Here is a 24656-nt window from a genome sequence, read left to right on the forward strand (position 1 = left end):
CTCTGCAGCGTCGACAATGCGACAGCCATCGCAGCCCCGTCGCGCATGTTCCACATCGTCCTCGTCGAACCCGAGATTCCGCCGAACACCGGCAACGTGATCCGGCTGGCGGCCAACACCGGTTGCACGCTGCACCTGGTGGAGCCGCTGGGCTTCTCGATGGACGACAAGCTGCTGCAGCGGGCCGGGCTCGACTACCACGAGCATGCGGCGGTGCGGCGTCATGCGAGCTGGGAGGCGCTGCTGGCCACCGAGCAGCCCGACCCGAGGCGGATGTTCGCCTTCACCACCCGCGGCAGCCAGCCGCTGGCCGAGTTGCGCTGGCAGGCGGGCGACTGGCTGGTGTTCGGCTGCGAGACGCGCGGCCTGGATCCCGCGCTGCGCGATCGCTTCGCGGCCGGACAGCGCGTGCGGCTGCCGATGCGCGCCGGCCAGCGCAGCCTGAACCTGTCGAACGCGGTGGCGGTGGCGGTGTTCGAGGCCTGGCGCCAGCAGGGCTATGCCGGCGCCGCCCAGGGGCCGGGCTAGGGCCCGCCCCTCGCGCTTACAAGCCCTGGCTCAAGCCGGCGCCAGTTGTTCCGCGCAGTAGCGACCGATCAGCGCCAGCAACTCCTCTTCGCTGTAGGGCTTGCCGAGGTAGTGGTTCACGCCGAGCTGGGATGCGTACTCGCGGTGCTTCTGCGCGATGCGCGAGGTGATCATGATCACCGGCAAGGCCGCCAGGTCGGCGTCTGCCCGGATGTTGCGCACCAGGTCGAAGCCGTCCATGCGCGGCATCTCGATGTCGGACAGCACGACCGACGGGCGCTCTTCGGCCAGGCGCTCGAGTGCCTCGAGGCCGTCCTTGGCCAGCAGCACGCGGTAGCCTTCGCGCACCAGCAGGCGCTGCGTCACGCGGCGCACCGTCAGCGAATCGTCGACGACCAGCACCAGCGGCGCGCGCTTGACTTCCGGTGCGGCAGGCAACGCCAAGCCCGGCGCATCCGGCGCGTCGTGCGCCGCCATGGTCTGGCGGGCCGCATCGCCATACACGGTCGCCAGTGCCACCGGGTTGTAGATCAGCGACACCGAGCCCGAGGCCAGCAGCGTCATGCCGGCCAGACCCGGCAGATGCGACAGCTGCGGCCCGAGGTGCTTGACCACGACTTCCTGGTTGCCCAGCACTTCATCGACGTGCAGCACCACGCGCTGCTGCGCCGATCGCACCACGACGACGGGCAGCGACCGGCCCACCATCTCGGTGCCACGCCGGCTGCGCTGCAACAGCGCGCCGAGCCAGAAAAACGGCAGCGTGTGCCCGGCGTAGAGGTAGGTGCCCGTGGCGTAGGCGGTCGCGAGCTCGCTGGTGTTGGCACGCCGTACGAGTTCGACCAGCGTGGCCGGCACCGCCACCGTCGCGTCGCCACTGCGCAGCATCACGACCTGGGTCACCGCAGTGGTCAGCGGCAGGATCAGCTTGAAACTGGCGCCCTGGCCCGCGGCGCTGGCGGTCTCGATGCGGCCGCCAAGCGCATTGACTTCGGCGCGCACCACGTCCATGCCGACGCCTCGACCGGCCAGCTCGGTCACCTTGTCGGCCGTCGTGAAGCCGGACATGAAGATGAGGTTCGCGAGTTCGGCGTCGCTGTGCTGGGTGTTGGCGTCGATCAGGCCCATCGCCACGCCCTTGCCGCGGATGCGCGGCAAGTCGAGCCCGGCGCCGTCGTCGCGGAACTCGACACTGACTTCGTTGCCCTCCTGGTGCAGCGACACGACGACCGTGCCAATGGGCTCCTTGCCGGCCGCGGCGCGCGCCTCGGGTGACTCGATGCCGTGCGTGATGCAGTTGCGCAGCAGGTGCTCGAAGGCGCCGGTCATGCGGTCGAGCACGCCACGGTCGACTTCGATCGAGCCGCCGATGATGTCGAGTCGCACCTGTTTGCCGGTTTCCTTCGCGGCCTGGCGCACCACGCGGTACAGGCGGTCGGACAGGCCCTCGAACTCGACCATGCGGGTGCGCAGCAGATCGTCCTGCAGGTCGCGCGTCAGCCGGGCCTGGGCCGCCAGTTCGTCTTCGGCGGTCTCCAGCGTGCGCTGCAGGGTGCGCTGCACGGTGGCCACGTCGTTCACCGACTCCGCCATCATCCGCGTGAGCTCCTGGAAGCGCGTGAAACGGTCGAACTCGAGCGGATCGAAGGCTTGCGCGGCAGCCTTGGCGGCCTCCATGCGCGTGCTCATCTGCGTTTCGGCCTGCAGCTCGATGTCGCGCAGCTGCCCGCGCAGGCGGTCGAGGTTGTCCGTCAGGTCGCCGAGTGAACCCTTGATCTGGCCGACCTGAGATTCGAGACGCGCACGCGCGATGCTCACCTCGCCAGCCTGGTTGACCATGCGATCGAGCAGCTGCGTGCGCACCCGCACGGCGGTGACCGACGCCAGCGGCACGCGCTCGGCGGTGGTGGCCGGCACCGGCGCGTCCCTGCCGGGCACGAAACGCGACCAGTCGATCTCGCGCTCGGGCACTGCCGTCGGCGTCTGCGGGACCGCCAGCAGTTCTTCGATCGAATCCGCCGGCGGTGCGGCCTCGGCCGGTGCCGGCTGCGGACTGACGGACTCGTCGAGCGGCGGCCAGGCCGTGGTCACGACCGGGGTGTCAGGCGTGTCGGTCAGCGGCTGCACGGCCTCCTGGGCGGCCGCATAGGCCAGTGCGTCGCGCTGGCACAGCGCCTCGAAGCTCGCATTGAGTCCGTCGGCCCGACCGAGCAGTTGCTCGACCTCGTGCGTGGTGACGACCTCTCGCGCCAGCAGGTGCTCGATCGCGGTTTCGAGCCGGTGCGCCAACTCGCCCAGACGCATCGCGCCGGCCAGGCGCGCGCCGCCCTTGAGCGTGTGCAGCGTGCGCATGCATGCCGTGGCGTGCGATGCCTCGTGAGGCTGCTGGGCCCAGGCTCGCAGGTGTGCGGCGAGTTCGGGCAGCAACTCCTGCGCTTCCTCCTCGAAGAAGGGGAACAGGTCGGCGTCGACCGCATCGACGGCATCGAGGTCTTCGTCGCTGTCGAGCGCCGCCATGCTGGCCGCGCGCTGCGGCTCGACCGGCAACGGCGCAAGCGGCTTGAAATCGGCCTGGCCCAGGTCGGCGAGCACCGTCGCGCCGGGCGCCGGTTCGGCTGCGAACGCGGGAGCCGCGACCATCGGCGGTTCGTTGGCTGGCGCCGCAACCCTCGCGCCGGACGACGTGTCCTGCTGCGAGCCGGCCTGCGCTTCGATGCGCCGTACCAGGTCGAGCTCGTGCGCGGCAAGCCGATCGACGAGCTCCGGACTGGGTGACTTCAGGAAGCCGGCCGCAAACTGGTGCAGCAGGCGACGCACCTCTTCGGCCACATCGACGTAGAGCCGGGCGTCGGCGCTCGTGCCGCTGCCCAGCGTCTGCGAATGCACGAGTGCATGCTCCAGCTGCCGTGCCAGCGCCGACAGATCCGTGAAACCCACGGTGGCCGAACTGCCGGACAGCGAGTGCGCCAGCGCGACTGCAGCTTCGCCGACCGGGCGCTGCAGTTCGTGCATCCATTCCGACAGCTCGGTGCCGAGCCGGCGCGACAGCTCGTCGGCCTCGTTCAGGTAGATGTTGAACAGCGGGATGCCGATCTGCAGCGGCCCGACGATCTTGACCTGTTCGTGGGACTGCCCGACCGCGTCGATCGGCTCGGCCAGCCCTGGCTCATCGACCGCCGCTGCCTCGCCCACGGCGTCGTCGGATGGCGACGTCGGATCGCCCGTGCGCGAAGGCTGCAAGGCCACGACGATCTCGCCGGGTTCGAACGGCGCGGAGTCGGAGTCGGCCGCATCGTCGAAGGCTGCGGCAGGCGTGCCGTCCTCCAGAGCCTCGGCAGTCGCCAGCGGCTCGACCGCGGGGTGCACCTCCGCGCTGGGTAGCAGGGGCTCGATCAGCGGCGACGCTTCGGTCGAGGGGCCCGCAGGCAAGCCGGCCAGATCGGGCAATTCGAGATCGAATGTGCTGATGGATGCTTCGATCGGTGCCGTGGAGGGCAGCTCCTCGAGCGGGATGGGCAAGGTCGGCGCCAGCTCGAACCCGGACGCTTGCGGCAGGTCGGACCCGTCGTCGAGCGCCGGAGTCTGCGCACCGGCGGCCGGTGGCGCAGCCACGGCGGGCAGCTCGGCGGCGGGCCGTGCATCGCCCAGGTCGAACGCGAAGTCCAGGCCCGGCACGGGCACCGGCTCGGACGGCGCAGGCAGCTCGAGGTCGCTGGCCGGCGGGAGCACGAAGCTCATTGGCAGCGGCACCGCGGGAGCGCTCACCGGAGCGGCGTCTGCGAGGGCCAGGTAGCGGCCCTCGATGCGCATGGCATCCGCGGCCTTGCGCAGTGGCGCGCTGTGCCAGCCCGTGGTGTCGCCTTCGACGATCGCGTCGACCCAGTGGCTCAGGTGATCCAGGGCGTCGTCGCTGGTGCGCAGCAGGTCCTCGCTGGCGGGCTGCTGGCTGGCCAGCAAGTCGTTGTAGAGCTGCTCGCACGCCCAGGCGGCGTCGCCGAACTCGCGCAGGCCCACCATGCGGGAGCTGCCCTTGAAGGTGTGGAAGGCGCGCCGCACCGTGGTCAGCTGTTCCACATCGCCCGGACTCTCGCGCAAGGCAGCGAGCGCAGCGCGTGCGGTCTCGAGCACCTCGCGCGCTTCTTCGACGAAGATGTCGCGCATCTCGTCGTCGCCCTCGAGCCCGGTCTGCTGGACCGGCGCGGCAGGCGTCAGCGACATCAATGGCATGCGGCTCGATACCGGTGCGGCATCGAGCCCGATGGGGTCGGACGCCGACGAGACGAAATCGGCCAGCGCATCGACCACCTGTTCGCGCACGCGCGCCTCGGTCTCGCGCTGGCCGAACGGCGCGTCCGCGCGGTCGAGCGCCGCCTGGGCGCTGGAAAGGCTGGCCACCAGGTCCGGCTGTGCCGCCACGCCAGGCTCGAGCGCCAGGCGCTCGAGCTCGCGCGAGACCTCGGCCAGCGGCATCGTGTCGGTCGCCGCGAAGGACAGCGTCTGCGCCTGCGCGATCAGTTCCGGCTCGAGCCGCGTGGCCGCGGCTTCCTCGAGCGGCGTGCTGTGACGGCCGAGCTGCGAACTCAGCAGGCCGCTGGCCGCGTCGAAGCGGAACAGCGACTTGGCCACCTGCGGCTGCACGCCCAGCAGGTCGATCATGAAACTGAGCGCGCTGAGGTTGCCGGCAAGGCGTTCGAACAAGGGCTGCTCGTGACGCGCCTGCTCACCGGCAGCGACCAGGGTGTCGACATCATCGCGCATGCGCAGGATCGCGTGCGTCGCCTGGTCGAGACCGAGCACCGACATCACGCCGCGCATCGCCTGCAGCTGTGCCGGCACCGGCATCAGCACTGCCGGATCGGCCGGCGCACGGAAGAACTGGTCGATCAGCTTCTCGGATTCGGACAGCGACGCGCGCAGCTCCTGCACCACGCTGCCCATCGTCTGGCGATCGGACACGCGGCGGTACAACTCTTCCATCCACGTTTCGAGCGGCTCCGGGGCGGCTCCGCCGAGCACCGCGTCGACGCGCTGCGCCAGGCGCTGTATGCGCTCGGCCTGTTCGGGCTGGTCGAAGGCGCCCTCTTCGAGCGCTGCTTCCAGGTAGAGCACGCTGGTGGCGGTTTCCATCGCCAGCGCCGGCGGTGGCACGGTCCCGGCCTGCACCGACGCGCCGACCGCACGCGACAAGGCGTCGCCGAGCAGATCGCCGTCGGGCACCAGGCGCTTGAGCGAATCGGCCACCAGCGCGAACTGTTCGTTCAAGCCGGTCAGCCGGTGCATCTCGCCGCCGGCCACCGCCGACCAGGAGTCCTTTGCGGTGGCGACGCGCTTGCGCGCCTGGGTGATCCAGGCCGGGTCGTAGCGGCCGAGCTGGACCGCGTTGTAGTCGACCGGCACGGCGTCCCGGGTGGGCGGGTAGACCGCGCGCACGGCGTTGAGCCGCGGCGCCTCGCCAACGTCCGGCGCAGCCGCCTGGGCGCAGAAGAAATACAGGTCGCGCGCCAAGCGTTCGCCGGCCGTCGCATCGCCACGCTGCTGACCGCGCAGCTGCGCCAGCAGGCGCGACGTCATGCGCTTGGCATAGACGTCGGGCACCAGCAGGCCACTGGACTGGGCCTCGAAGAAAGCCGCGGCGAGCCGCCACAGCGTCGCCGTATGCGACTGCTCAGCCCCCGCCGCAAGGCCGGCACTCAGGTCGCTCAATCGCTGCATCACTTCGGCACCCGGCTTGCGCATCAGCGTCAGCACCTGGGACTCGAACTCGGCGACGATGGCCGCATCGGCGCCCCGCGGCGCGACCCCCGCATCGGCTGCCACGGCGTGCCACTGCCAATCCTGCGGCCACAGGTCGGCCGGATGGATACGCTCTGCCCCCGCCAGTTCCTGGACTGCGCGGTACTGCGGAAACAGCGCCACCGGCGAGACCGGCTTGCCGGCGAGCCGCCGCGCCACGAAATCGTGCAGCGCGAACGAGGCGCGTTCGATGGTCTCGACGGCAGCCAGGTCGAGCTTATGGGGCTTGGCAATGAAACGCTGGATCGCGGCCTCGCTGCCGCGCAGCAGCGCCGCGCCGGCCGGCAGGCCGACCAGCTCGAGCACGCCGACACCCTGGTGGATCTGCTGCCGGGCCGCACGCAACTGCGTCGGCTCGACATCGTCGAGGTCGGAGCCGTAGGTGGACTCGGTCTCCTTCAGCGTGCGGCGCAGCGCCTTGTGCGCGGCATCGAGCGATTTGCGCAATTCCTCCTGGACCCAGGCCAGGGCACTGACGTCGTCGAGGGTGTCGTGTGGGCTGTCCATCCGCTGCTCGTTCTGATGACGTGTCTGCGCTGTGCGACGATGCTGCCGGACTGCCTCAGTCGATCTTGAAGCGCGCGACCGAGGCCTTCAGCTCCTCGGCCGTGCGCGACAGCTCCCGCACCAGTTGGGCGGTCGAGCGGGTGCCATCGCCGGTCTGCTCGGTCACTGCGAAGATGTGCTGGATGTTGGCCGCCACGACGTTGGCGGACCGCGCTTCGCGCGAGGCCTCGTCCGAGATGGCCTCGATCAGCTCGGCCAGTTGGCGCGACACGCGGTCGATCTCGCCGAGCGCGGTGCCGGCGTTGTCGGACAGCTTGGCTCCCGCGACCACGCCCTGGGTGGACCGCTCCATGGCGGCCACGGCGTCCTGGGTGTCGGTCTGAATGGTCTTCACGAGCGCGGCAATCTGCTTGGTCGCATCGCCCGAACGTTCGGCCAGTCGCTGCACTTCCTCGGCCACCACCGAGAAGCCGCGCCCCGCCTCGCCGGCCGACGCCGCCTGGATGGCGGCGTTGAGCGCCAGCACATTGGTCTGCTCGGTGATGTCTGAAATCAGCTCGGTGATCTCGCCGATCTCCTGCGAGCTCTCGCCCAGCCGCTTGATCCGCTTCGATGTGTCCTGGATCTGGTCGCGCAGCGTGTTCATGCCGCCGATCGCGTTCTGCACCGCCTGCAGGCCGGATTCGGCCGCGACCAGCGATTGACGCGCCACCTGGGCCGATTGCGTGGCCTGCGCCGACACGTCGTTGATGCGTCCGGCCATCTGCAGCACCGATTCGCCGGTCTCACGGATCTCGCGCAGCTGCTCGTCGGAGGCGGCCAGCAGCTCGGTCGAGGTCGCTTCCACCTGGGTGGTCGTGTCGGTCATCCGCGACACCGAGCCCTGCACCTGCGACACCAGCGTGCGCAGCTCTTCCACGGTGTAGTTCACCGAATCGGCAATCGCCCCGGTGATGTCTTCGGTCACCGTGGCCTGCTGCGTCAGGTCGCCTTCGGCGACCGTCTGCAGTTCGTTCATCAGCCGCAGGATGGCCGCCTGGTTGGCATCGTTGACGCGCTTGGCTTCCTGCTCCTGGCGCTCGGCCTCTTCACGCTGAAGGTTGGCCACCGCGGCGCGCTGGCGCTGGTCCTGCAGATAGACGTAGAGCAGACCGGCGATGCCGGCCAGGGCCAGCAGCACCGACACCAGGATCACGACCCCGTTGAAGGTGCCCAGGCCGGTGCGCGACTGCAGCTGGGCCTGCACGGCCTGGAAGCCCACGCGCAGCGGTTCGCTGTCGGCCACGATCGCGGACTGCGCCTCGCGCGCCGCCACCAGCCCCTGCAGATTGCCCAGGATGGAGCCGGCCAACGTGCGCGTCTCCTCGAACTGCTTGAGCAGGGCCTGCAGTCGCTCGCGCGTCGCTGCATCCCGGGCGGGCGGCAGCCGCAGATCGGCATTGCCGTCGAGCAAACCCTGGGCGATCTCGCGGAAAGAATTGAGATCCTTGCCGAGCAGAAACACCGCCTCCGGCGACACGCCCTCGACGGTGAGGAGCTCATTGGCCGACTTTCCGACGCGCTGCGTGAGCATCACCAGCTGGCCCACCGCCGACAGCTCGGCGGGCGAAGCATCCTGCTGCAGCTTCAGCGACGACACGGTCTCGGCGATATCGAGCAGATCGGACGACTGGCGGTTGATGCCTCGCAGCGCCTGACTCACCTGTGTCAGCGTCAGTTGCTGCGCCAGCACGGTGTTGGCATTCTTCTCGGCGCGATCGATCAGCGGCATCAGCGGCTCGAGCTGCGGCTGCACGGCAGTCGGTGCCGGGCTCACCATCTCGTTGCCCACCTGCAGCCCGCGCGCAGCGGTAGACAGCACGCCAGCACTCTCCTTCACCTCGGGGAAGGCCGCGGCGTTGCCGATCGAGGCCAGCGACACGGACTTCGCGAGCCGCTGCGACTGCATCAGCACGTCACCGGTCGCCGCCACCTGGTTCGCGCCCCGGTCGGCCGACGTCAGCGCCGCGATGGTCACCACCACCAGGCCCAGCAAGCCCACGAACAGCATGCCGCCCAGCACACGCTGCTGGGTGCCGAGCGACAGACCGCCGATCAGTGGCAGCGCGGCACCCACCGAACTGTCGTTTCCACCGCTCTCGACCCGCGTCTCGCTGAAACCGTCGCTCAGCTCGGAAGGCGCTGCCTCGGAGATGATCGACGAATCATCGTGCGAGACCGTGAGCGGCAGGGCAGCCGTCTCCAGCACGGCACCGCCATCACGTCCCGCGACGACCAGGTCATCGGCCATCGGATAGGCGTCGTCGAACGGCGTGTCGTCGGCTGGCTCGCCCGGCGTCCTGCGCTGACCCAGATTCTTGAACTTGTTCAGAAAGCTCATAAACGCCTCTCGCTCACCTCGGTGATTCGGTCGCGGTGCACCGGTGCGCTGAAGCCAGCGCTCACCGGGCGATCCTCAGGAATGCCTCTTCGCCGGCCAGTTCCGCCAGCACGATCTCCTGCCAGCGACGGCCACCGGCATCGATATAGCGGGCGCCGGCGAACGCCGGATGCACCGCATCGTCGAGCAAGACCCGCAACTGGTCGGCGGAGCGCAGACCGGCCAAGCGATCGACCAGCAAGGCGCAATTGACCTCCAGCGCCGGGTTGAACGCGATCAGGCGCGACTGCGGACCGAGTTCGCTCGCAGCGCTCGCACGCAAGCCCAGGAAGGCCGCCAGGTCGACCACACCGTGCAAACGCCCCCGCAGGTTGGCCACGCCCAGGAACCAGGCCGTGGTGTGCGGCACCGGCATCAGGGTCGCCAGCGGAAAGATCTCGCCCGCCTGCCCCAAGGGGAGCAGCATGCCCTGCCCGCCGCACTCGACAGCCAGCCAGGTGGCCGTTTCGGTCTTCTTCAGACGCGCGGCCTGCAGACGCTCGGCAAGCCGGCTTTGCAGTTCGCGCAGCGCTTCCTTCTTCGCCATGCCCGTGCGACTCTGTTGCGGTGGACTTCGGCAATCGACTCAGTCGAACGCGCGGATCTTGGCGATCAGCTCGTCGGCATCGACCGGCTTGACCACGTAGTCGCGTGCGCCCTGGCGCATGCCCCAGACCTTGTCGGTTTCCTGATTCTTGCTCGTGCACATGATGACCGGCACATCGGTGAAGCGCGCGTCGCGCGTGATGGCACGCGTGAGCTGAAAACCGTTCTGACCGGGCATCACGACATCCATCAGGATCAGGTCGGGCTTCTCTTCGCCGAGACGGCGCATGGCCTCCTCCCCGTTCTCGGCCGTGCGCACGGCATAGCCGCGCTTGACCAGCAACTCGGACAGGAAGTGCAGTTCGGTCTTCGAATCGTCGACGAGCAGGATCTTCTCGATCGCCATGGTGGGGGTCCTCTAACTTGTGCGGGCAGCCGGGCGCACTGCGTTCCCTGCGCCCTGCAGGGGGTGAGCGAGAGCAGTCACGCGACGCGGCGGCGGTGCTGTTCCACCGCTCGCAACAACTGGTCTTTGGTGAAGGGCTTGGTCAAATAGTCCTCGGAGCCGACCATGCGGCCGCGCGCCTTGTCGAACAGTCCGTCCTTCGAGGACAACATGATCACCGGCACGCCGGAAAACCTGGGGTTGCGCTTGATGATGGCGCAGGTCTGGTAGCCGTCGAGCCGCGGCATCAGGATGTCGCAGAAGATCAGGTGCGGCTGGTGGTCGTTGACCTTGGCCAGGGCGTCGAAGCCGTCTTCGGCCAGCAGCACCTGGTAGCCACCCTGCTTCAGGAAGATTTCCGCGCTGCGCCGGATGGTGTTGCTGTCGTCGATGACGAGCACGCGGATCGCTTCGGCCGCTCCGGCTTCGGATCCCTCTTGACCCACTTGCGTCAGCGCCTGGTTCACCGGCTGTGCTCCTCAGCGACAGGTTGCTAGATCTGCACCATCTCGAAGTCCTCTTTGCGCGCGCCGCATTCGGGACAGGTCCAGTTCATCGGCACATCGGCCCATACGGTACCTGCAGCGAGGCCGTGTTCCGGGTCCCCGGCCGCCTCGTCGTAGATCCATCCGCAGATGAGGCACATCCAGGTCTTCGATTCGCTCACGGTGTCTTGGCTGCTCACTACAATGACGAAAGATTGTAGCGATCGCCTTTGGCAAAAAAACAAGGGTTAGTGGGCACATACGCAACATTCCTCATCATTTTCTGGAACTCCGTGACCGCCTGCGCAGCCGCGACCCCGAGCCCTGATCGAACCATCCGATGAACACCATCGCGCCAAGCGCTTCCGACCAAACCGAGCCCGCCGCGAGCGACGCGCCGCCGGCATGCGTGATGAGCTTCAATGCCAGCGACCCGAGCGGCGCCGGCGGACTGGCCGGCGACATCTCCACCATCGCCGCGATGGGCGCGCACGCCCTGCCGGTTGTCACCGCTATCGTGATGCGTGACACCGCCGAGGTCTTTGAGTCGCACGAGATCGAGGCCGACACCATCGTCGAGCAGGCCCGCAGCATCCTCGAGGACGTGACGATCTCGGCCTGGAAGGTCGGATTCCTTGGCAGCGCCGAGGGCGTGGCCGGCGTCGCCGAAGTGCTGAGCGACTACCCCGACGTGCCGCTGGTCGCCTACCTGAGCAGCGTGTCGTGGCTGGACGAGGACGACCAGCAGTCCTACCTCGACGCCTACCGCGAGCTGATCCTGCCGGCGACCGAGGTGCTGGTCGGCAACCAGCAGACCCTGATCGACTTCCTGTTGCCAGACTGGGACACCGAGCGTCCTCCCTCGGCGCGCGAGCTGGCGGTGGCGGCCGGAGAACTGGGGGCGAAGTACGTGCTGGTCACCGGCATCGCGCTGCCGGCCGGCCGGGGTGCCGAGGCCCAGGTCGACAACGTGCTGGCTTCGCCGCAGGGTGCCATCACCGGCGAGAAATTCGAGCGCTTCGATGCCACCTTCCTGGGCGCCGGCGAGACGCTGGCCGCGGCGCTGGCCTCGCTGCTGGCGAGCGGGCAGGACCTGCACCTGGCGGTGTCGGAGGCCCTCAGCTTCCTGGACCAGGCGCTGGACGCGGGTTTCCGGCCGGGCATGGGCAGCGTCGTGCCCGATCGCTTCTTCTGGGCGCTGCCCGATGCAGAACCCGGTGCCGACGACGAAGGCCTGATGGGCGAACCCGCGCCCGACGACATCCCGACGGCCGACCGCGGCCCGCGTCGCATTCACTGACACCGAATCCTCCCCGATGCCCGACTCGCGAAACGCCAGCCTGTTCGAACGGGCCCGCCGCAGCATTCCCGGCGGCGTGAATTCGCCGGTCCGCGCCTTCCGCGCGGTCGGCGGCACGCCGCGCTTCATCACCCGTGCCGACGGTGCCTACCTGTGGGACGCCGACGGCAAGCGCTACATCGACTACATCGGCTCCTGGGGGCCGATGATCCTGGGCCACGGACACCCGGCGGTGCTGGAAGCCGTCCAGAAGGCCGCCACGGAAGGCTTCAGCTTCGGCGCCCCGACCGAGCGCGAGGTCGAGCTGGCCGAGGAGATCCTGAAGCTGGTGCCGAGCGCGGAGCAGGTGCGCCTGGTCAGCTCCGGAACCGAGGCGGCGATGAGCGCGCTGCGGCTGGCCCGCGGCGCGACAGGGCGCTCGAAGATCGTCAAGTTCGAGGGCTGCTACCACGGCCACGCCGATGCCCTGCTGGTCAAGGCTGGCTCGGGTCTGGCGACCTTCGGCCACCCCACCTCGGCCGGCGTGCCGGCCGAGGTGGTGCAGCACACCCTGGTGCTGACCTACAACGACGTGGCCGAACTCGAAGCCGCCTTCGCTGCCCACGGCGGCGAGATCGCCTGCGTGATGATCGAGCCGATCGCCGGCAACATGAACTTCGTGCGCGCCAGCCTGCCCTTCATGCGGCGGCTGCGCGAGCTGTGCACGCAGCATGGCGCGCTGCTGGTGTTCGACGAGGTGATGACCGGCTTTCGCGTCGCGCTCGGCGGCGCGCAGAGCCTGTATGCGCGGGCGATCCCCGGCTTCAGGCCCGACCTCAGCGTGTTCGGCAAGGTCATCGGTGGCGGCATGCCGCTCGCGGCCTTCGCCGGTCCGCGCGCGATCATGGAGCAGCTCGCGCCGCTCGGTCCGGTCTACCAGGCCGGCACGCTGAGCGGCAACCCGGTCGCCACCGCCTGCGGCCTGGCAACGCTGCGCGAGATCCAGCGACCCGGCTTCTTCGATGCGCTCGGGCGCCGCACGCGCGCGCTGCTCGACGGCCTGCTCACGGCGGCGGCCGAGAGCGGCGTGCCGATGGTCGGCGACAGCGAGGGCGGCATGTTCGGTTTCTTCTTCCCGAAGACGGCAACCCGTGAACTGCCGCAGAACTATCCGCAGGTGATGGCCACCGACGGCGAGCACTTCAACCGCTTTTTCCACGGCATGCTGGAGCGCGGCATCTACCTGGCGCCGGCCCTCTACGAAGCCGGCTTCGTCAGTGCTGCGCACAGCGAGGCCGATCTTGCCGCCACCGTGCAGGCGGCCCGCGAGGCACTGGCGGCAAGCGGCTGATGGCGCTGATCGAGGTGCTCGGCCAGCCGGCGGTCGCGCTGCGCTCGCCCAACGGTGCGCGGGCGACCGTGCTGCTGCACGGCGCCCATGTCGTGTCATGGCAGCCGGCCGGCCTGCCCGAGCAGCTCTACCTCTCGCCGCAGGCCAAGGCCGGCCCCGGTCAGGCGGTGCGCGGTGGCATTCCGGTGATCTTCCCGCAGTTCGAGCGCCGCGGCCCGCTGCCGCGGCACGGCTTCGCGCGCGACCGTGCCTGGACCCTTCTCGATCAGGGTGGCCCCGGGCAGCACGCCCAGGCCGTGCTGCGACTGGCCGACGACGCGGCGACACGCTCGCTGTGGCCGCACGCCTTCGAGGCCGAGCTGACCGTCAGCCTGACGGGCCGCACGCTGGAGATGGAGCTGGCGGTGCTCAACACCGGCGAGCAGCCGCTGACGTTCACGACCGCCTTGCACACCTATCTGCGCTGCGACGACGTGCGCGAGTGCCGCGTCAGCGGCCTGCTGGGCCACGCGTTCGAGAACAGCCTGCGCGGCACGACGCACCAGCAGGAAATCGAGCCGCTCACCCTCGTCGGCGAGATCGACCGCATCTACTGGAACGTCGATACGCCGGTGGTGTTGCAGGCGCTGCGGCGTCGCCTCGCGCTCACGGCCGCAGGATTCCCCGACCGGGTGATCTGGAATCCCGGCCCCGACAAGGCTGCGACCCTGGCCGACTTGCCCGACGCGGACTGGCAGCACCTGCTGTGCATCGAGGCGGCCTGCATCGGCCAGCCTGTGATGCTCGCGGCCGGGCAAGAGTGGGCCGCGCGGCAGACGCTGCAGGCCTGAGCCCGCTCCCCTGCCCAGGGCCGGCGAGCGCAGACCTGCGGCCAGCCGCCTGCGAACAGCGCGCCGACGCGCAACATGGGGCCGCCCTGCCCGCCACCGAAGGTGAATCCGGGCACGCCGACCGGCGTGCCGGCTTGTTCGGCAACCCGCGTGGAACAGCTCGTGCTTCCGCCTATTCGACGACAACGGCCGCTGCAGGCGTTGCCGCGACCCGCTCCTAGAATCCCACGCCATGCACATCCACATCCTCGGCATCTGCGGCACCTTCATGGGTGGCCTGGCGGCGCTGGCTCGCGAGGCCGGGCACCGGGTCACCGGCTGCGATGCCAATGTCTACCCGCCGATGAGCGACCAGCTCCGTGCGCTGGGCATCGAGCTGATCGAGGGCTGGGACGTGCAGCAGCTGGCGCTGAAGCCGGATCTGTACGTGATCGGCAACGTGGTCTCGCGCGGCAACGCGCTGATGGAAGCCCTCCTCGATGCCGGCCTGCCCTACACCAGCGGGCCGCAGTGGCTGGCCGAGCATGTGCTGCAGGGCCGCCACGTGCTGGCCGTGGCCGGCACGCACGGCAAGACGACGACGACCTCGATGCTGGCGTGGATCCTGGAAGCGGCCAACCGCCAGCCGGGGTTCCTGGTCGGCGGCGTGCCGCAGAACTTCGGCGTGAGCGCGCGTCTGGGTTCGGGCCAGCCGTTCGTGATCGAGGCCGACGAGTACGACACCGCCTTCTTCGACAAGCGCAGCAAGTTCGTGCACTACCGGCCGCGCACCGCGGTGCTGAACAACCTGGAGTTCGACCACGCCGACATCTTCGCGGATCTGGCGGCCATCGAGACCCAGTTCCACCACCTGCTGCGCACCGTGCCGGCCAGCGGGCGCGTGATCGTCAACGCTCGCGAGGAGAGCCTCGCGCGCGTGCTCGAGCGCGGCTGCTGGAGCGATGTGCAGCGCTTCGGCGTGCGCGGCGACGTGCCCGGCTTCAGGGCCCGCGGCGAGCCGCACAGCTTCGACGTGCTGAAATCCGGCGTGCAGGTCGGTCGCGTGGAGTGGGCGCTGCTGGGCGAGCACAACCAGCTCAATGCGCTGGCCGCGATCGCCGCGGCAGAGCACGTGGGCGTCGCGCCTGCCGACGCGGCCCGGGCGCTGGCCGGCTTCGCGAACGTGAAGCGCCGGCTCGAGCTGCGCGGCGAAGTCCGCGGCGTGAAGGTCTACGACGACTTCGCCCACCACCCGACGGCCATGCGCACCACCATCGACGGCCTGCGCCGCCGGATCGGCGAGCAGCGCATCCTGGCCGTGTTCGAGCCGCGGTCCAACACGATGAAGCTGGGCGCGATGAAGGCCCAGCTGCCGTGGGCGCTGGAAGAGGCCGACCTGGCCTTCTGTCACAGCGGTGGCCTCGGCTGGAATGCGAACGAGGCGCTGGCGCCACTCGGCGAGCGTGCGGTCGTCAGCGAGTCGATCGACGTGCTGGTCAAGCGCGTCGTCCAGGCCGCACGCACCGGCGACCACGTGCTGTGCATGAGCAACGGCAGCTTTGGCGGCATCCACGACAAGCTGCTCGCCGCGCTGGCGCGATGAAGCCGCCGTCGCACCTGCTCTACCTGCACGGCTTCCGCTCCTCCCCCGGTTCGGCGAAGGCCCAGCGCGTGGCGGCCGAGGTGGCCCGGCTGCAGGACGCGGGCCACTCCCTGGTGTGGTGCTGCCCGCAACTCCCGCCGTCGCCGGCCGGCGCGCGGGCGCTGATCGACTCGCTGACCGGCGACTGGCCGTCCGATCGCATGGCGGTGATCGGCAGTTCCCTCGGTGGCTTCTATGCCACGGTGCTGGCCGAACAGCGCGGCTGCCGTGCGGTCGTGCTCAATCCTGCCGTCGACCCGGCCGACACGCTGGCCGGCCAGATCGGCGAGCAGACCGCCTGGCACGACCCGGCACTGCGCTTCGAGTTCACCGCGGCCCACGTCGAAGAGCTGCGGGCGATGCGGCCGGACCACCTGCGCAATCCATCGCGCTACCTCGCCGTCATCGCGAAGGGCGACGAGGTGCTCGACTGGCGCGAGATGACGGCCCGCTACGCCGGCGCCCGCATCAAGCTGCTGGAAGGCGGCGACCATGCGCTGAGCGACTTCGACGACCACCTCCCGGATCTGCTGGGCTTTCTCGGCCTGGGCTGAACGCGCCGTGGCGGATGGGACAATCCGCTCCGATATGTCCGATACCTATGCCCTGTTCGAAGAGGCCGGCAAGTTCCTCGCCGGCCGTGTGATGTCCGAGGCCGAGAGTTCGCTGCAGGTCGAGCTCGATTCCGGCAAGCGCGTCAAGGTCAAGAGCGCCAATGCACTGCTGCGCTTCGCCAAGCCGGCGCCGGCCGAGTTGCTGGCGCAGGCGCACAGCCTGTCGGGCGAGATCGACCTCGACCTGATCTGGGAAGTGGCGCCCGACGAGGAGTTCGGCTTCGACGACATCGCCCGCGAGTATTTCAACGCCCACCCCGATGCGCCGCAGCGCGCGGCCACGCTGCTGCGGCTGTTCGACGCGCCGCACTACTTCCACCGGCGTGGCAAGGGGCGCTTCCGCAAGGCGCCGGAAGACATCCTGAAACAGGCGCTGGTGGCGATCGAGCGCAAGGCGCAGCAGGCGGTGCAGATCGACGCCTGGGCGGTCGAGCTCGCCGGCGGGCACTGCCCGGAACCGATCGCCGAGCAGCTTTACCGGATTTTGTTCAAACCGGACAAGAACGCCCCCGAGTACAAGGCCGTGGTCGATGCCGCGAAGCGCTCGCACAAGGCGCCGCTCGACCTGCTGAAGGACGCCGGCGCGATCACCAGCCCCTACCAGTTCCACTGGAAGCGTTTCCTGTTCGAGTTCTTTCCGAAGGGCACGGCCTTCCCGCCGCTCAGCGCGCCGGCGGTCAAGAACGACCTGCCGCTGGCCGCGGTGCAGGCGTTCTCGATCGACGACTCGAGCACCACCGAGATCGACGACGCACTGTCGGTGCAGGGCCTGGGCAGCGACACCATCGTGTTCGGCGTGCACATCGCCGCGCCCGGCCTGGCGATCCAGCCGGGCTCGGCCATCGATCAGGTGGCGCGCACGCGCTGGTCCACGGTCTACATGCCGGGCAACAAGCTCACCATGCTGCCCGACGAGGTGGTGCAGGGCTACACGCTGCTCGAAGGGCGCGACTGCCCCGCGGTGTCGGTCTACTTCAGCTTCGACGCGGAGTCGCTGGCCGTGAAGGCGGTCGAGACCCGGCTGGAGAGGGTAGCGATTGCCGCCAACCTGCGCCACGACCGGCTCGATGCGGTGATCACCGAGCCCACCTTGACCGGCGGGGCTGCGGCCGACTACGCGTTCGCCCCCGAGCTCGCCTTCGCCTTCCGCCTGGCGAAACACCTGAAGGCGCAGCGCGAAGTGGCGCGCGGCAAGCCCGAGAACTTCAACCGGCCGGACTACAACTTCAAGCTCGAAGGCACGAAGCCGGCGAACGCTGGCGACGAGCCCGACGGCAGCGAAACGGTGCTCATCACCGAACGCAAGCGCGGCTCGCCGCTGGACCTGATCGTGGCCGAGGCGATGATCCTCGCCAACAGCCACTGGGGCGGCTGGATCGCCGAGTGCGGCGTGCCCGGCATCTACCGCAGCCAGGCCAGCATGGCCCCGGGCATCAAGGTGCGCATGGGCACCAAGCCGGCGCCGCATGCCGGCATGGGTGTCAGGCAGTACACCTGGGCCACCTCGCCGCTGCGGCGCTACGTGGACCTGGCGAACCAGTGGCAGATCATCGCCTGCGCGCGCCACGGCCGCACGGCGGCACTGGCCGCGCCGTTCAAACCCAAGGATGCCGAGCTGTTCTCGGTGATCTCGGGATTCGAAGCCGCCTACGCCGCCTACAACCAGTTCCAGAACGGGCTCGAGCGTTACTGGACGCTGCGCCATCTGCAGCAGGCGGGCATCGCCGAGCTCGATGCCGCGGTGATGAAGGACGGCCTGGTGCGCGCCGACACGCTGCCGCTGGTGTTCCGTGCTCTCGGCTGCGAAGCGCTGCCGCGCGGCGCGCGGGTGCGGGTGCGCATCACCGGTGTCGACCTGCTCACGCTGGACCTGCATGCGAGCCTGGTCACCCGGCTCGACGACCCGGCCACGCCGGCCGACGACGCACCGCTCGAAACGGACGAAGGCGACGAAGCCGACGCCGCGGCCGATGCGGCCGCACCGCTGGCGCTGGCGATCGATGTGCAGGATGGCGACAATGCCGCCGAGCCGGCCGCGTCCGGCACCGTCAACTGACCCATTGCATGAAGCTGTTGCCGCAACGCTGGACGGAGCACCTCAAACGACTCACCGCGCTGCACATCGCGTTGCTGGTGTCCTTCGGCGTGCATGCGGTCTTGCTGACAGTGCGCTTCGTCGACCCTGAGGGCTTCAACCGCGTGTTCAAGGACACGCCGCTCGAGGTGATCCTGGTCAATGCCCGCTCGAGCGAGCCGCCGCTGAAGGCGCAGGCGATCGCCCAGGCCGCCCTGGCTGGCGGCGGCGAGGCGCAAGCGGGCCGGGCGACCTCGCCGCTGCCTCCGTCGGCGCTGACCGAGGTCGGTGATTCGCTCGAGGATGCGCGCAAGCAGATCCAAAGCCTGCAAGAGCAACAGATGCAGTTGCTGGCACAGATCCGCCGCGAGCTCGCGCGGCTGCCGCCGCCCGATCCGCAGCGCGACGAGGGCACGCCCGAGGCGCACGCCCAGGCCGAGCAACGCCAGCAGATGCTGCAGATGCTGGCCGAGATCGAGAAGCGCATCAACGAGGCCAATGCGAAGCCGAAGAAGCGCTACGTCAGCCCGTCCACAAGCGAGGCGGTGTACGCGATCTACTACGACATGCTGCGGCGCAAGATCGAGGAGCGCGGCACGCTGAACTTTCCCGAGGACAAGGGCCGCAAGCTCTACGGTGAACTGACGATGATCGTGACCATCGACGCGCTGGGGCAGGTGCTCGACACCGAGATCGTGCAAGGCTCGGGGCAGCGCGCGCTCGACCGCCGCGCCCAGGCCATCGTGCGCGCCGCGTCGCCTTTCGGTCCGTTCACCGACGCGATGCGCAAGCAGGCGGACCAGATCGTCGTGGTGTCGCGCTTCCGCTTCACGCGCGAAGAAGGCTTCGAGACCCGGCTCCTTCAATCCTCGCCGCAATGAGGGACCGCGTCGATACCCCGCTCCGCGATCGCTACGCGGTGGCCGGCCACCCGGTCGAGCACAGCCGCTCGCCCTACATCCACGCGCGCTTCGCCGAGCTGACCGGCGAGGCGGTCGACTACGGCCGGCTGCCCTGCCCGCTCGACGGCTTTGCCGCGACCGTGCAGGCCTTCGCCGCTTCGACCGGTGCCGGGCTCGGACCGGCGCGCGGCTGCAATGTCACGGTGCCTTTCAAGTTCGAGGCCGTGGCGCTGGCCGCCCGGCTGACGCCGCGCGCCGCGCTGGCGCAGGCAGCCAACACGCTGCGCTTCGATACCGACGGCTGGCAGGCCGACAACACCGACGGCGCCGGGCTGGTGCGCGACATCACGGTCCACGCCGGCGTCACGCTGCAGGGCACGGCACTGCTGCTGATCGGCGCTGGTGGCGCGGCGGCCGGCGTGCTGGGACCGCTGATCGAGGCCGGCCCGCGCCGGCTGGTGCTGGCCAACCGCGCGCCCGGGAAAGCGCAGGCACTGGTTCAGCGTCACGCGGCGCTGGCGTCGCGCCACGGTGTGGTGCTGCAGGCCGCGGCACTGGACACGTGCGGCGACGGCTTCGACATCGTCGTCAACGCCACCGCGTCCAGCCTTGCCGGCGCCGCCGTGCCGGTGAGCGGCCATGTGCTGCGCGCCGGCGCGCTGGCGCTCGACATGATGTACGGGCCTGCAGCACAGGGTTTCCTGGCCTGGGCCGCCGAGCACGGCGCCCACGGGCGCGACGGCCTGGGCATGCTGGTCGAGCAGGCGGCGGAGTCGTTCCGGTTCTGGCGTGGCGTGCGGCCACCGACTGCGACCGTGCTGGCCGATCTGCGCGCGGCGGTCGCCGAGGACAGCGCATGAGACGCGTGGGCCGCTGGCTGGCGCTGCTGGTCCTCTGCGCGATCGCGCTGCAGTTGGTGTTCGTGCTGAGGATCGCGCTGATGCGCTTTGTCGATCCTCAGTCCACGACTTTCCAGCGCACCGAGATCTGGCGCCTGGCGACCGAGCGCCACGAGGTGTTGTGGTCGCAGAGCTGGCGGCCGTACAACCGGATCGCCGCCACGCTCAAGCGGGCGGTGATCGCGTCGGAGGACGCCAGCTTCACCGACCACGGCGGTGTCGACTGGGAAGCCATCGAGAAGGCCTGGGAGCGCAACCAGCGTGCCGAGGCGCGGGCCGAGAAACTGCAGTCCCAGCTCGAGGCCCAGCAGCAAAGACGCACGGCGAGCGCCCGGCCGGCCCCTGCGAAGCCGGTCCCGGTGGCGAAGATCGTCGGCGGCTCGACCATCAGCCAGCAGCTCTCGAAGAACCTGTTCCTGTCGGGCGAGCGCAGCCTCGCCCGCAAGGGCCAGGAGTTCGTGATCACCTTCATGCTCGAAGCACTGCTCGACAAGGAGCGCATCCTGGCGATCTACCTGAACAACGTCGAGTGGGGCGAAGGCGTGTTCGGCGCGCAGGCTGCGGCGCGCCACTATTTCCGCGTCGATGCCGATCAGCTCGGCGCGATGCAGGCGGCTCGCCTGGCGGTGATGCTCCCGGCACCCAAGCGCTTCGAGAAGCGGCCCGGCTCGGCTTACGTCAGCGGCCGGGCCGCCACCATCGTGGCACGCATGGGGGCGGTCGAGTTGCCCTGAACCGCGGCGCGTCCTCCGACTCCAACTGTGTCATGCCCTCCCCCTGCGCCCATCCATCGCCGGCCAGCGCCGAGATCGCCGCCACGGCAGCCCGCCTGGTCGTGGAAGAAGGCCTGGAATACGGCCCGGCCAAGCAACGCGCCCTCAAGCTGCATGGCAAACGCGGGCTGCCGGCCCGTGATCTGCCCGACAACGACATGCTGGAAGCCGAAGTCCGCACTTACCTCAGCCTGTTCTGTGCCGACACCCAGCCTGCCGAACTCGCGGCACTGCGTGAGGTAGCTTTGCTGTGGATGGAGCGCTTGGCCGAGTTCCGTCCGCACTTGGCAGGCGCCGTCTGGCGCGGCACGGCCACGCGCCTGAACGACGTCCATCTGCAGCTCTACTGCGACGATTCGAAGGCGGCCGAGATCGCCTTGCTGAACGCCCGCATCGGCTACGACGTCGGAAGCACCCGGGGTGCCGGCGGCCGGACCGTCGACGTGCTGAGCCTTTCCCACCCCAGCGCGGCGCTGGGTGAGCCGGTGACCGTGCACCTCAGCATCCTGGATCACGACGATCTGCGAGGCGCGCTGAAACGCGATGCACAGGGCCGCAGCGCGCGCGGCGATACCGCCGCGCTGCGCCAACTGATGAAAGGGTCCGCGTGAATCCACCCGTTTCGCGCTCGATGCGCCGCCGCCTGCTCTTCGGCCTCGGCGCCGGCGCCGGTGCCGCTGCAGGGGCCTGGTTCGCGCTGAGCCGCCGGTCGCAGCCGGCAGATCCCGCCGTCGCGGCGCTGTGGTCCTTGAGCTTCGACACTCCCGATGGCGGCAGGCTGGCGATGCAGAGCCTGCGCGGCAAGCCCTTGCTGATCAACTTCTGGGCCACCTGGTGTGCACCTTGTGTACGAGAATTGCCGCAAATAGACCGCTTCCACCGCGATTTCGCGCCCAAAGGCTGGCAAGTTGTTGGTCTGGCAGTCGATGGCCCGACGCCGGTCCGCGAGTTTCTGGCCAAGCTGAAGCTCGGCTTTCCGATCGGACTGGCAGGCTTCGAAGGCAGTGAGCTGTCACGGCAACTCGGCAACGACCGGGGCGGCCTGCCGTTCAGCGTGGCCTTCGATGCCGGCGGTCGCTTGATCCAGCGCAAGCTCGGCGAGACCCGCTACGAAGACCTCGCCGCTTGGGCCCGGGCACTGGCCTGAGCCGACCCGCCACGCCATCGACCGGCGCCCCGTTTGCGCGTAAAGTCGCGGCTTCGCCGGGCGATCTGCCGGTATCGAACTCGCATCTGATGGAAATACTCGTCCTTCACGGACCCAACCTCAACCTGCTCGGCAGCCGCGAACCGGCGGTCTACGGCGCTACGACGCTGGCCGAGATCGACGCGGCGTTGCTGCGCCGTGCGGCTGAAGTCGGGTTCGGGCTGGAGAGCTTCCAGAGCAACCACGAGGGGGCGCTGGTCGATCGGGTGCAGGCAGCGCGTAATGACGGCACGCGCTTCATCCTCGTCAATCCGGCCGCCTTCACGCACACCAGCGTCGCGCTGCGCGACGCGCTGGCGGCGGTGGCCATTCCCTTCGTCGAGGTGCATCTGTCGAACGTGCACCGCCGCGAGACGTTTCGACATCATTCCTACTTCTCGGAACTGGCCGAAGGCGTGATCGTCGGCCTGGGAGCCAGCGGCTACCGCCTGGCGCTCGAATTCGCGCTCGAGCAGCTCGGCGGCACGCACCGCTAGCGGCCGGCCACGCAGCGGCAAAGCCGCGCTGGCCTCGTTTGAAACCATAACGACATTCGTTGGAGAGAGAACCCCATGGACCTGCGCAAACTGAAGACACTGATCGACCTGGTGTCGGAGTCCAATGTCTCCGAACTGGAAATCACCGAGGCTGACGGCAAGGTCCGCATCGTCAAGAGCGCTCCGGTGGTGGCCACCGCATTCGTCGCTGCACAACCGGCAGCCCCCGCAGCAGTCGCACCGGCGCCTGCCGTTGTGGCGCCGGAGCCCGCCGCACCGGCCGGACACAGCGTGAAGTCGCCGATGGTCGGCACCTTCTACCGCTCGTCAAGCCCGGGTGCCAAGGCCTTCGTCGAGCTCGGCCAGGAAATCAAGGAAGGCGAGCCGATCTGCATCATCGAGGCGATGAAGATCATGAACGAGATCGAGGCCGACAAGTCGGGCACGGTCACGAAGATCCTCTGCGAGAACGGCCAGGCCGTCGAGTTCGGCCAGCCGATGTTCATCATCGAGTGAGGCAGAGCACTCGATGTTCAAGAAGATATTGATTGCGAACCGGGGGGAGATCGCCCTCCGCATTCAAAGAGCCTGCCGCGAACTCGGCGTGCGCGCCGTGGTCGTCTACTCCGAGGCCGACCGTGACGCCAAGTACGTGAAGCTGGCCGACGAGGCGGTGTGCATCGGTCCGGCGGCGTCGGCGCAGAGCTACCTGAACATGCCGGCCATCATCGCGGCGGCCGAAGTGACGGACGCCGAGGCCATCCACCCCGGCTACGGTTTCCTCAGCGAGAACGCCGATTTCGCCGAGCGCGTGCAACAAAGCGGCTTCACCTTCATCGGCCCGACACCGGAGTCGATCCGCGTGATGGGCGACAAGGTGGCGGCCAAACAGGCGATGATCAAGTCGGGCGTGCCGACGGTCCCGGGAGCCGAGGGTGCGCTGCCCGACGACCCGAAGGAGATCATCCGCCAGGCACGGGCGGTCGGCTACCCGGTGATCATCAAGGCGGCCGGCGGCGGGGGCGGACGCGGCATGCGGGTCGTGCACACCGAGGCGGCCCTGATCCACGCGGTGCAGACGACGCGCGCCGAGGCCGGCGCAGCCTTCGGCAACCCGACCGTCTACATGGAAAAGTTCCTCGAGAACCCGCGCCACATCGAGATCCAGGTGCTGGCCGACACCTTCCGCAACGCGGTGTGGCTGGGCGAGCGCGACTGCTCGATGCAGCGCCGCCATCAGAAGATCATCGAGGAGGCGCCGGCCCCTGGCATCCCGCGGCGCGTGATCGAGCGCATCGGCGAGCGTTGCGTGGCCGCCTGCAAGAAGATCGGCTACCGCGGTGCCGGCACCTTCGAGTTCCTGTACGAGAACGGCGAGTTCTACTTCATCGAGATGAACACGCGGGTGCAGGTCGAGCATCCGGTGACCGAACTCGTGACCGGCATCGACATCGTGCAGATGCAGATCAAGATCGCGGCGGGCGAGAAGCTGCCCTTCACACAGCGGCAGATCGAGATGCGCGGACACGCGATCGAGTGCCGCATCAATGCCGAGGATCCGTACAAGTTCACGCCGTCGCCGGGCCGCATCACGATGTGGCACCCGCCGGGCGGACCCGGCGTGCGAGTCGACTCGCATGCCTACACCAACTACTTCGTGCCGCCGAACTACGACTCGATGATCGGCAAGATCATCACGCACGGCGACACGCGCGAGCAGGCCCTGGCGCGCATGCGCACTGCGCTGCTGGAAACGGTGATCGAGGGCATCCAGACCAACACGCCGCTGCACCGCGAACTGGTGGTCGACGCCAAGTTCGTCGAGGGCGGCACCAGCATCCACTACCTCGAAGGCTGGATGGCCCAGCGAAACCGCTGAGGTGGCGGCCGAAGCAATGGCGACCGCA

Annotated in this window: 21 protein-coding genes; 15 read left to right on the forward strand and 6 right to left on the reverse strand. The window is 69.2% G+C overall.

The annotated features are described in order from the left end of the window. Positions 1–45: 45 nt before the first annotated feature. Complete coding sequence (gene trmL / locus ACQY9S_RS13430; protein WP_428420196.1) at positions 46–528, forward strand: tRNA (uridine(34)/cytosine(34)/5-carboxymethylaminomethyluridine(34)-2'-O)-methyltransferase TrmL; 483 nt, start codon at positions 46–48, stop codon at positions 526–528. 30 nt (positions 529–558) lie between these two features. Here trmL and ACQY9S_RS13435 read toward each other — a convergent pair whose 3' ends face one another. From ACQY9S_RS13435 to ACQY9S_RS13460, 6 genes are all read right to left on the reverse strand, one after another. Next, positions 559–6828, reverse strand: a complete 6270-nt coding sequence (locus ACQY9S_RS13435; RefSeq protein ID WP_428420197.1) for an Hpt domain-containing protein — start codon at positions 6826–6828, stop codon at positions 559–561. Positions 6829–6883: 55 nt separating this feature from the next. Then, the gene (locus tag ACQY9S_RS13440) at positions 6884–9208 is read right to left on the reverse strand and encodes a methyl-accepting chemotaxis protein (RefSeq protein WP_428420198.1); all 2325 of its coding nucleotides are present in this window, start codon (positions 9206–9208) and stop codon (positions 6884–6886) included. Positions 9209–9269: 61 nt separating this feature from the next. Next, positions 9270–9794 (reverse strand): chemotaxis protein CheW, encoded by a 525-nt coding sequence (locus tag ACQY9S_RS13445; RefSeq protein ID WP_428420199.1) that lies wholly within the window; start codon positions 9792–9794, stop codon positions 9270–9272. 39 nt (positions 9795–9833) lie between these two features. Then, positions 9834–10199: a response regulator transcription factor gene (locus ACQY9S_RS13450; RefSeq protein ID WP_428420200.1), complete on the reverse strand. Its 366-nt coding sequence runs from the start codon at positions 10197–10199 to the stop codon at positions 9834–9836. Positions 10200–10276: 77 nt separating this feature from the next. Next, positions 10277–10684 carry a response regulator gene (locus ACQY9S_RS13455; protein WP_428425740.1) on the reverse strand — a complete coding sequence of 136 codons (408 nt, stop codon included), beginning with the start codon at positions 10682–10684 and terminating at the stop codon, positions 10277–10279. A gap of 47 nt (positions 10685–10731) precedes the next feature. Further along, positions 10732–10884 (reverse strand): rubredoxin, encoded by a 153-nt coding sequence (locus ACQY9S_RS13460; RefSeq protein WP_428425742.1) that lies wholly within the window; start codon positions 10882–10884, stop codon positions 10732–10734. A 179-nt stretch (positions 10885–11063) separates the two neighbouring features. Here ACQY9S_RS13460 and thiD point away from each other — a divergent pair, with 179 nt between their 5' ends. From thiD to accC, 14 genes are all read left to right on the forward strand, one after another. Then, the gene (gene thiD, locus ACQY9S_RS13465; protein ID WP_428420201.1) at positions 11064–12023 is read left to right on the forward strand and encodes a bifunctional hydroxymethylpyrimidine kinase/phosphomethylpyrimidine kinase; all 960 of its coding nucleotides are present in this window, start codon (positions 11064–11066) and stop codon (positions 12021–12023) included. Between the two features lie 16 nt (positions 12024–12039). Then, the gene (gene hemL / locus ACQY9S_RS13470; RefSeq protein ID WP_428420202.1) at positions 12040–13353 is read left to right on the forward strand and encodes a glutamate-1-semialdehyde 2,1-aminomutase; all 1314 of its coding nucleotides are present in this window, start codon (positions 12040–12042) and stop codon (positions 13351–13353) included. Then, on the forward strand, positions 13353–14183 hold the full coding sequence (locus ACQY9S_RS13475) for a D-hexose-6-phosphate mutarotase (RefSeq protein ID WP_428420203.1): 831 nt from the start codon (positions 13353–13355) through the stop codon (positions 14181–14183). The genes hemL and ACQY9S_RS13475 overlap by 1 nt, the downstream gene beginning before the upstream one ends. 232 nt (positions 14184–14415) lie before the next feature. Then, the gene (mpl, locus tag ACQY9S_RS13480) at positions 14416–15765 is read left to right on the forward strand and encodes a UDP-N-acetylmuramate:L-alanyl-gamma-D-glutamyl-meso-diaminopimelate ligase (RefSeq protein ID WP_428420204.1); all 1350 of its coding nucleotides are present in this window, start codon (positions 14416–14418) and stop codon (positions 15763–15765) included. Continuing rightward, the gene (locus tag ACQY9S_RS13485) at positions 15762–16358 is read left to right on the forward strand and encodes a YqiA/YcfP family alpha/beta fold hydrolase (protein WP_428420205.1); all 597 of its coding nucleotides are present in this window, start codon (positions 15762–15764) and stop codon (positions 16356–16358) included. Before mpl ends, ACQY9S_RS13485 begins: the two co-directional genes overlap by 4 nt. Positions 16359–16392: 34 nt before the next feature. Beyond that, positions 16393–18474, forward strand: coding sequence for a ribonuclease catalytic domain-containing protein (locus ACQY9S_RS13490; protein WP_428420206.1), 2082 nt, complete (start codon positions 16393–16395; stop codon positions 18472–18474). Between the two features lie 8 nt (positions 18475–18482). Next, a complete protein-coding gene (locus ACQY9S_RS13495) occupies positions 18483–19373 on the forward strand; it encodes an energy transducer TonB (protein ID WP_428420207.1) in 891 nt (296 codons plus the stop codon). Further along, a complete protein-coding gene (gene aroE, locus ACQY9S_RS13500; protein ID WP_428420208.1) occupies positions 19370–20254 on the forward strand; it encodes a shikimate dehydrogenase in 885 nt (294 codons plus the stop codon). The genes ACQY9S_RS13495 and aroE overlap by 4 nt, the downstream gene beginning before the upstream one ends. Next, a complete protein-coding gene (locus ACQY9S_RS13505; RefSeq protein WP_428420209.1) occupies positions 20251–21027 on the forward strand; it encodes a transglycosylase domain-containing protein in 777 nt (258 codons plus the stop codon). Before aroE ends, ACQY9S_RS13505 begins: the two co-directional genes overlap by 4 nt. Before the next feature lie 32 nt (positions 21028–21059). Further along, entirely contained in the window at positions 21060–21677 is a 618-nt protein-coding gene (locus ACQY9S_RS13510; protein WP_428420210.1) for a hypothetical protein, read from the forward strand. Continuing rightward, on the forward strand, positions 21674–22213 hold the full coding sequence (locus ACQY9S_RS13515) for a TlpA family protein disulfide reductase (RefSeq protein WP_428420211.1): 540 nt from the start codon (positions 21674–21676) through the stop codon (positions 22211–22213). The genes ACQY9S_RS13510 and ACQY9S_RS13515 overlap by 4 nt, the downstream gene beginning before the upstream one ends. 86 nt (positions 22214–22299) lie before the next feature. Next, the gene (aroQ, locus tag ACQY9S_RS13520) at positions 22300–22749 is read left to right on the forward strand and encodes a type II 3-dehydroquinate dehydratase (protein ID WP_428425744.1); all 450 of its coding nucleotides are present in this window, start codon (positions 22300–22302) and stop codon (positions 22747–22749) included. Between the two features lie 75 nt (positions 22750–22824). Further along, on the forward strand, positions 22825–23265 hold the full coding sequence (gene accB, locus ACQY9S_RS13525) for an acetyl-CoA carboxylase biotin carboxyl carrier protein (RefSeq protein ID WP_428420212.1): 441 nt from the start codon (positions 22825–22827) through the stop codon (positions 23263–23265). A gap of 13 nt (positions 23266–23278) precedes the next feature. Beyond that, positions 23279–24628: an acetyl-CoA carboxylase biotin carboxylase subunit gene (gene accC, locus ACQY9S_RS13530; RefSeq protein WP_428420213.1), complete on the forward strand. Its 1350-nt coding sequence runs from the start codon at positions 23279–23281 to the stop codon at positions 24626–24628. Positions 24629–24656: the final 28 nt, after the last annotated feature.

Source organism: Methylibium sp., from assembly GCF_965279545.1.
In the GTDB taxonomy this organism is placed as follows: Bacteria; Pseudomonadota; Gammaproteobacteria; order Burkholderiales; family Burkholderiaceae_C; genus Methylibium.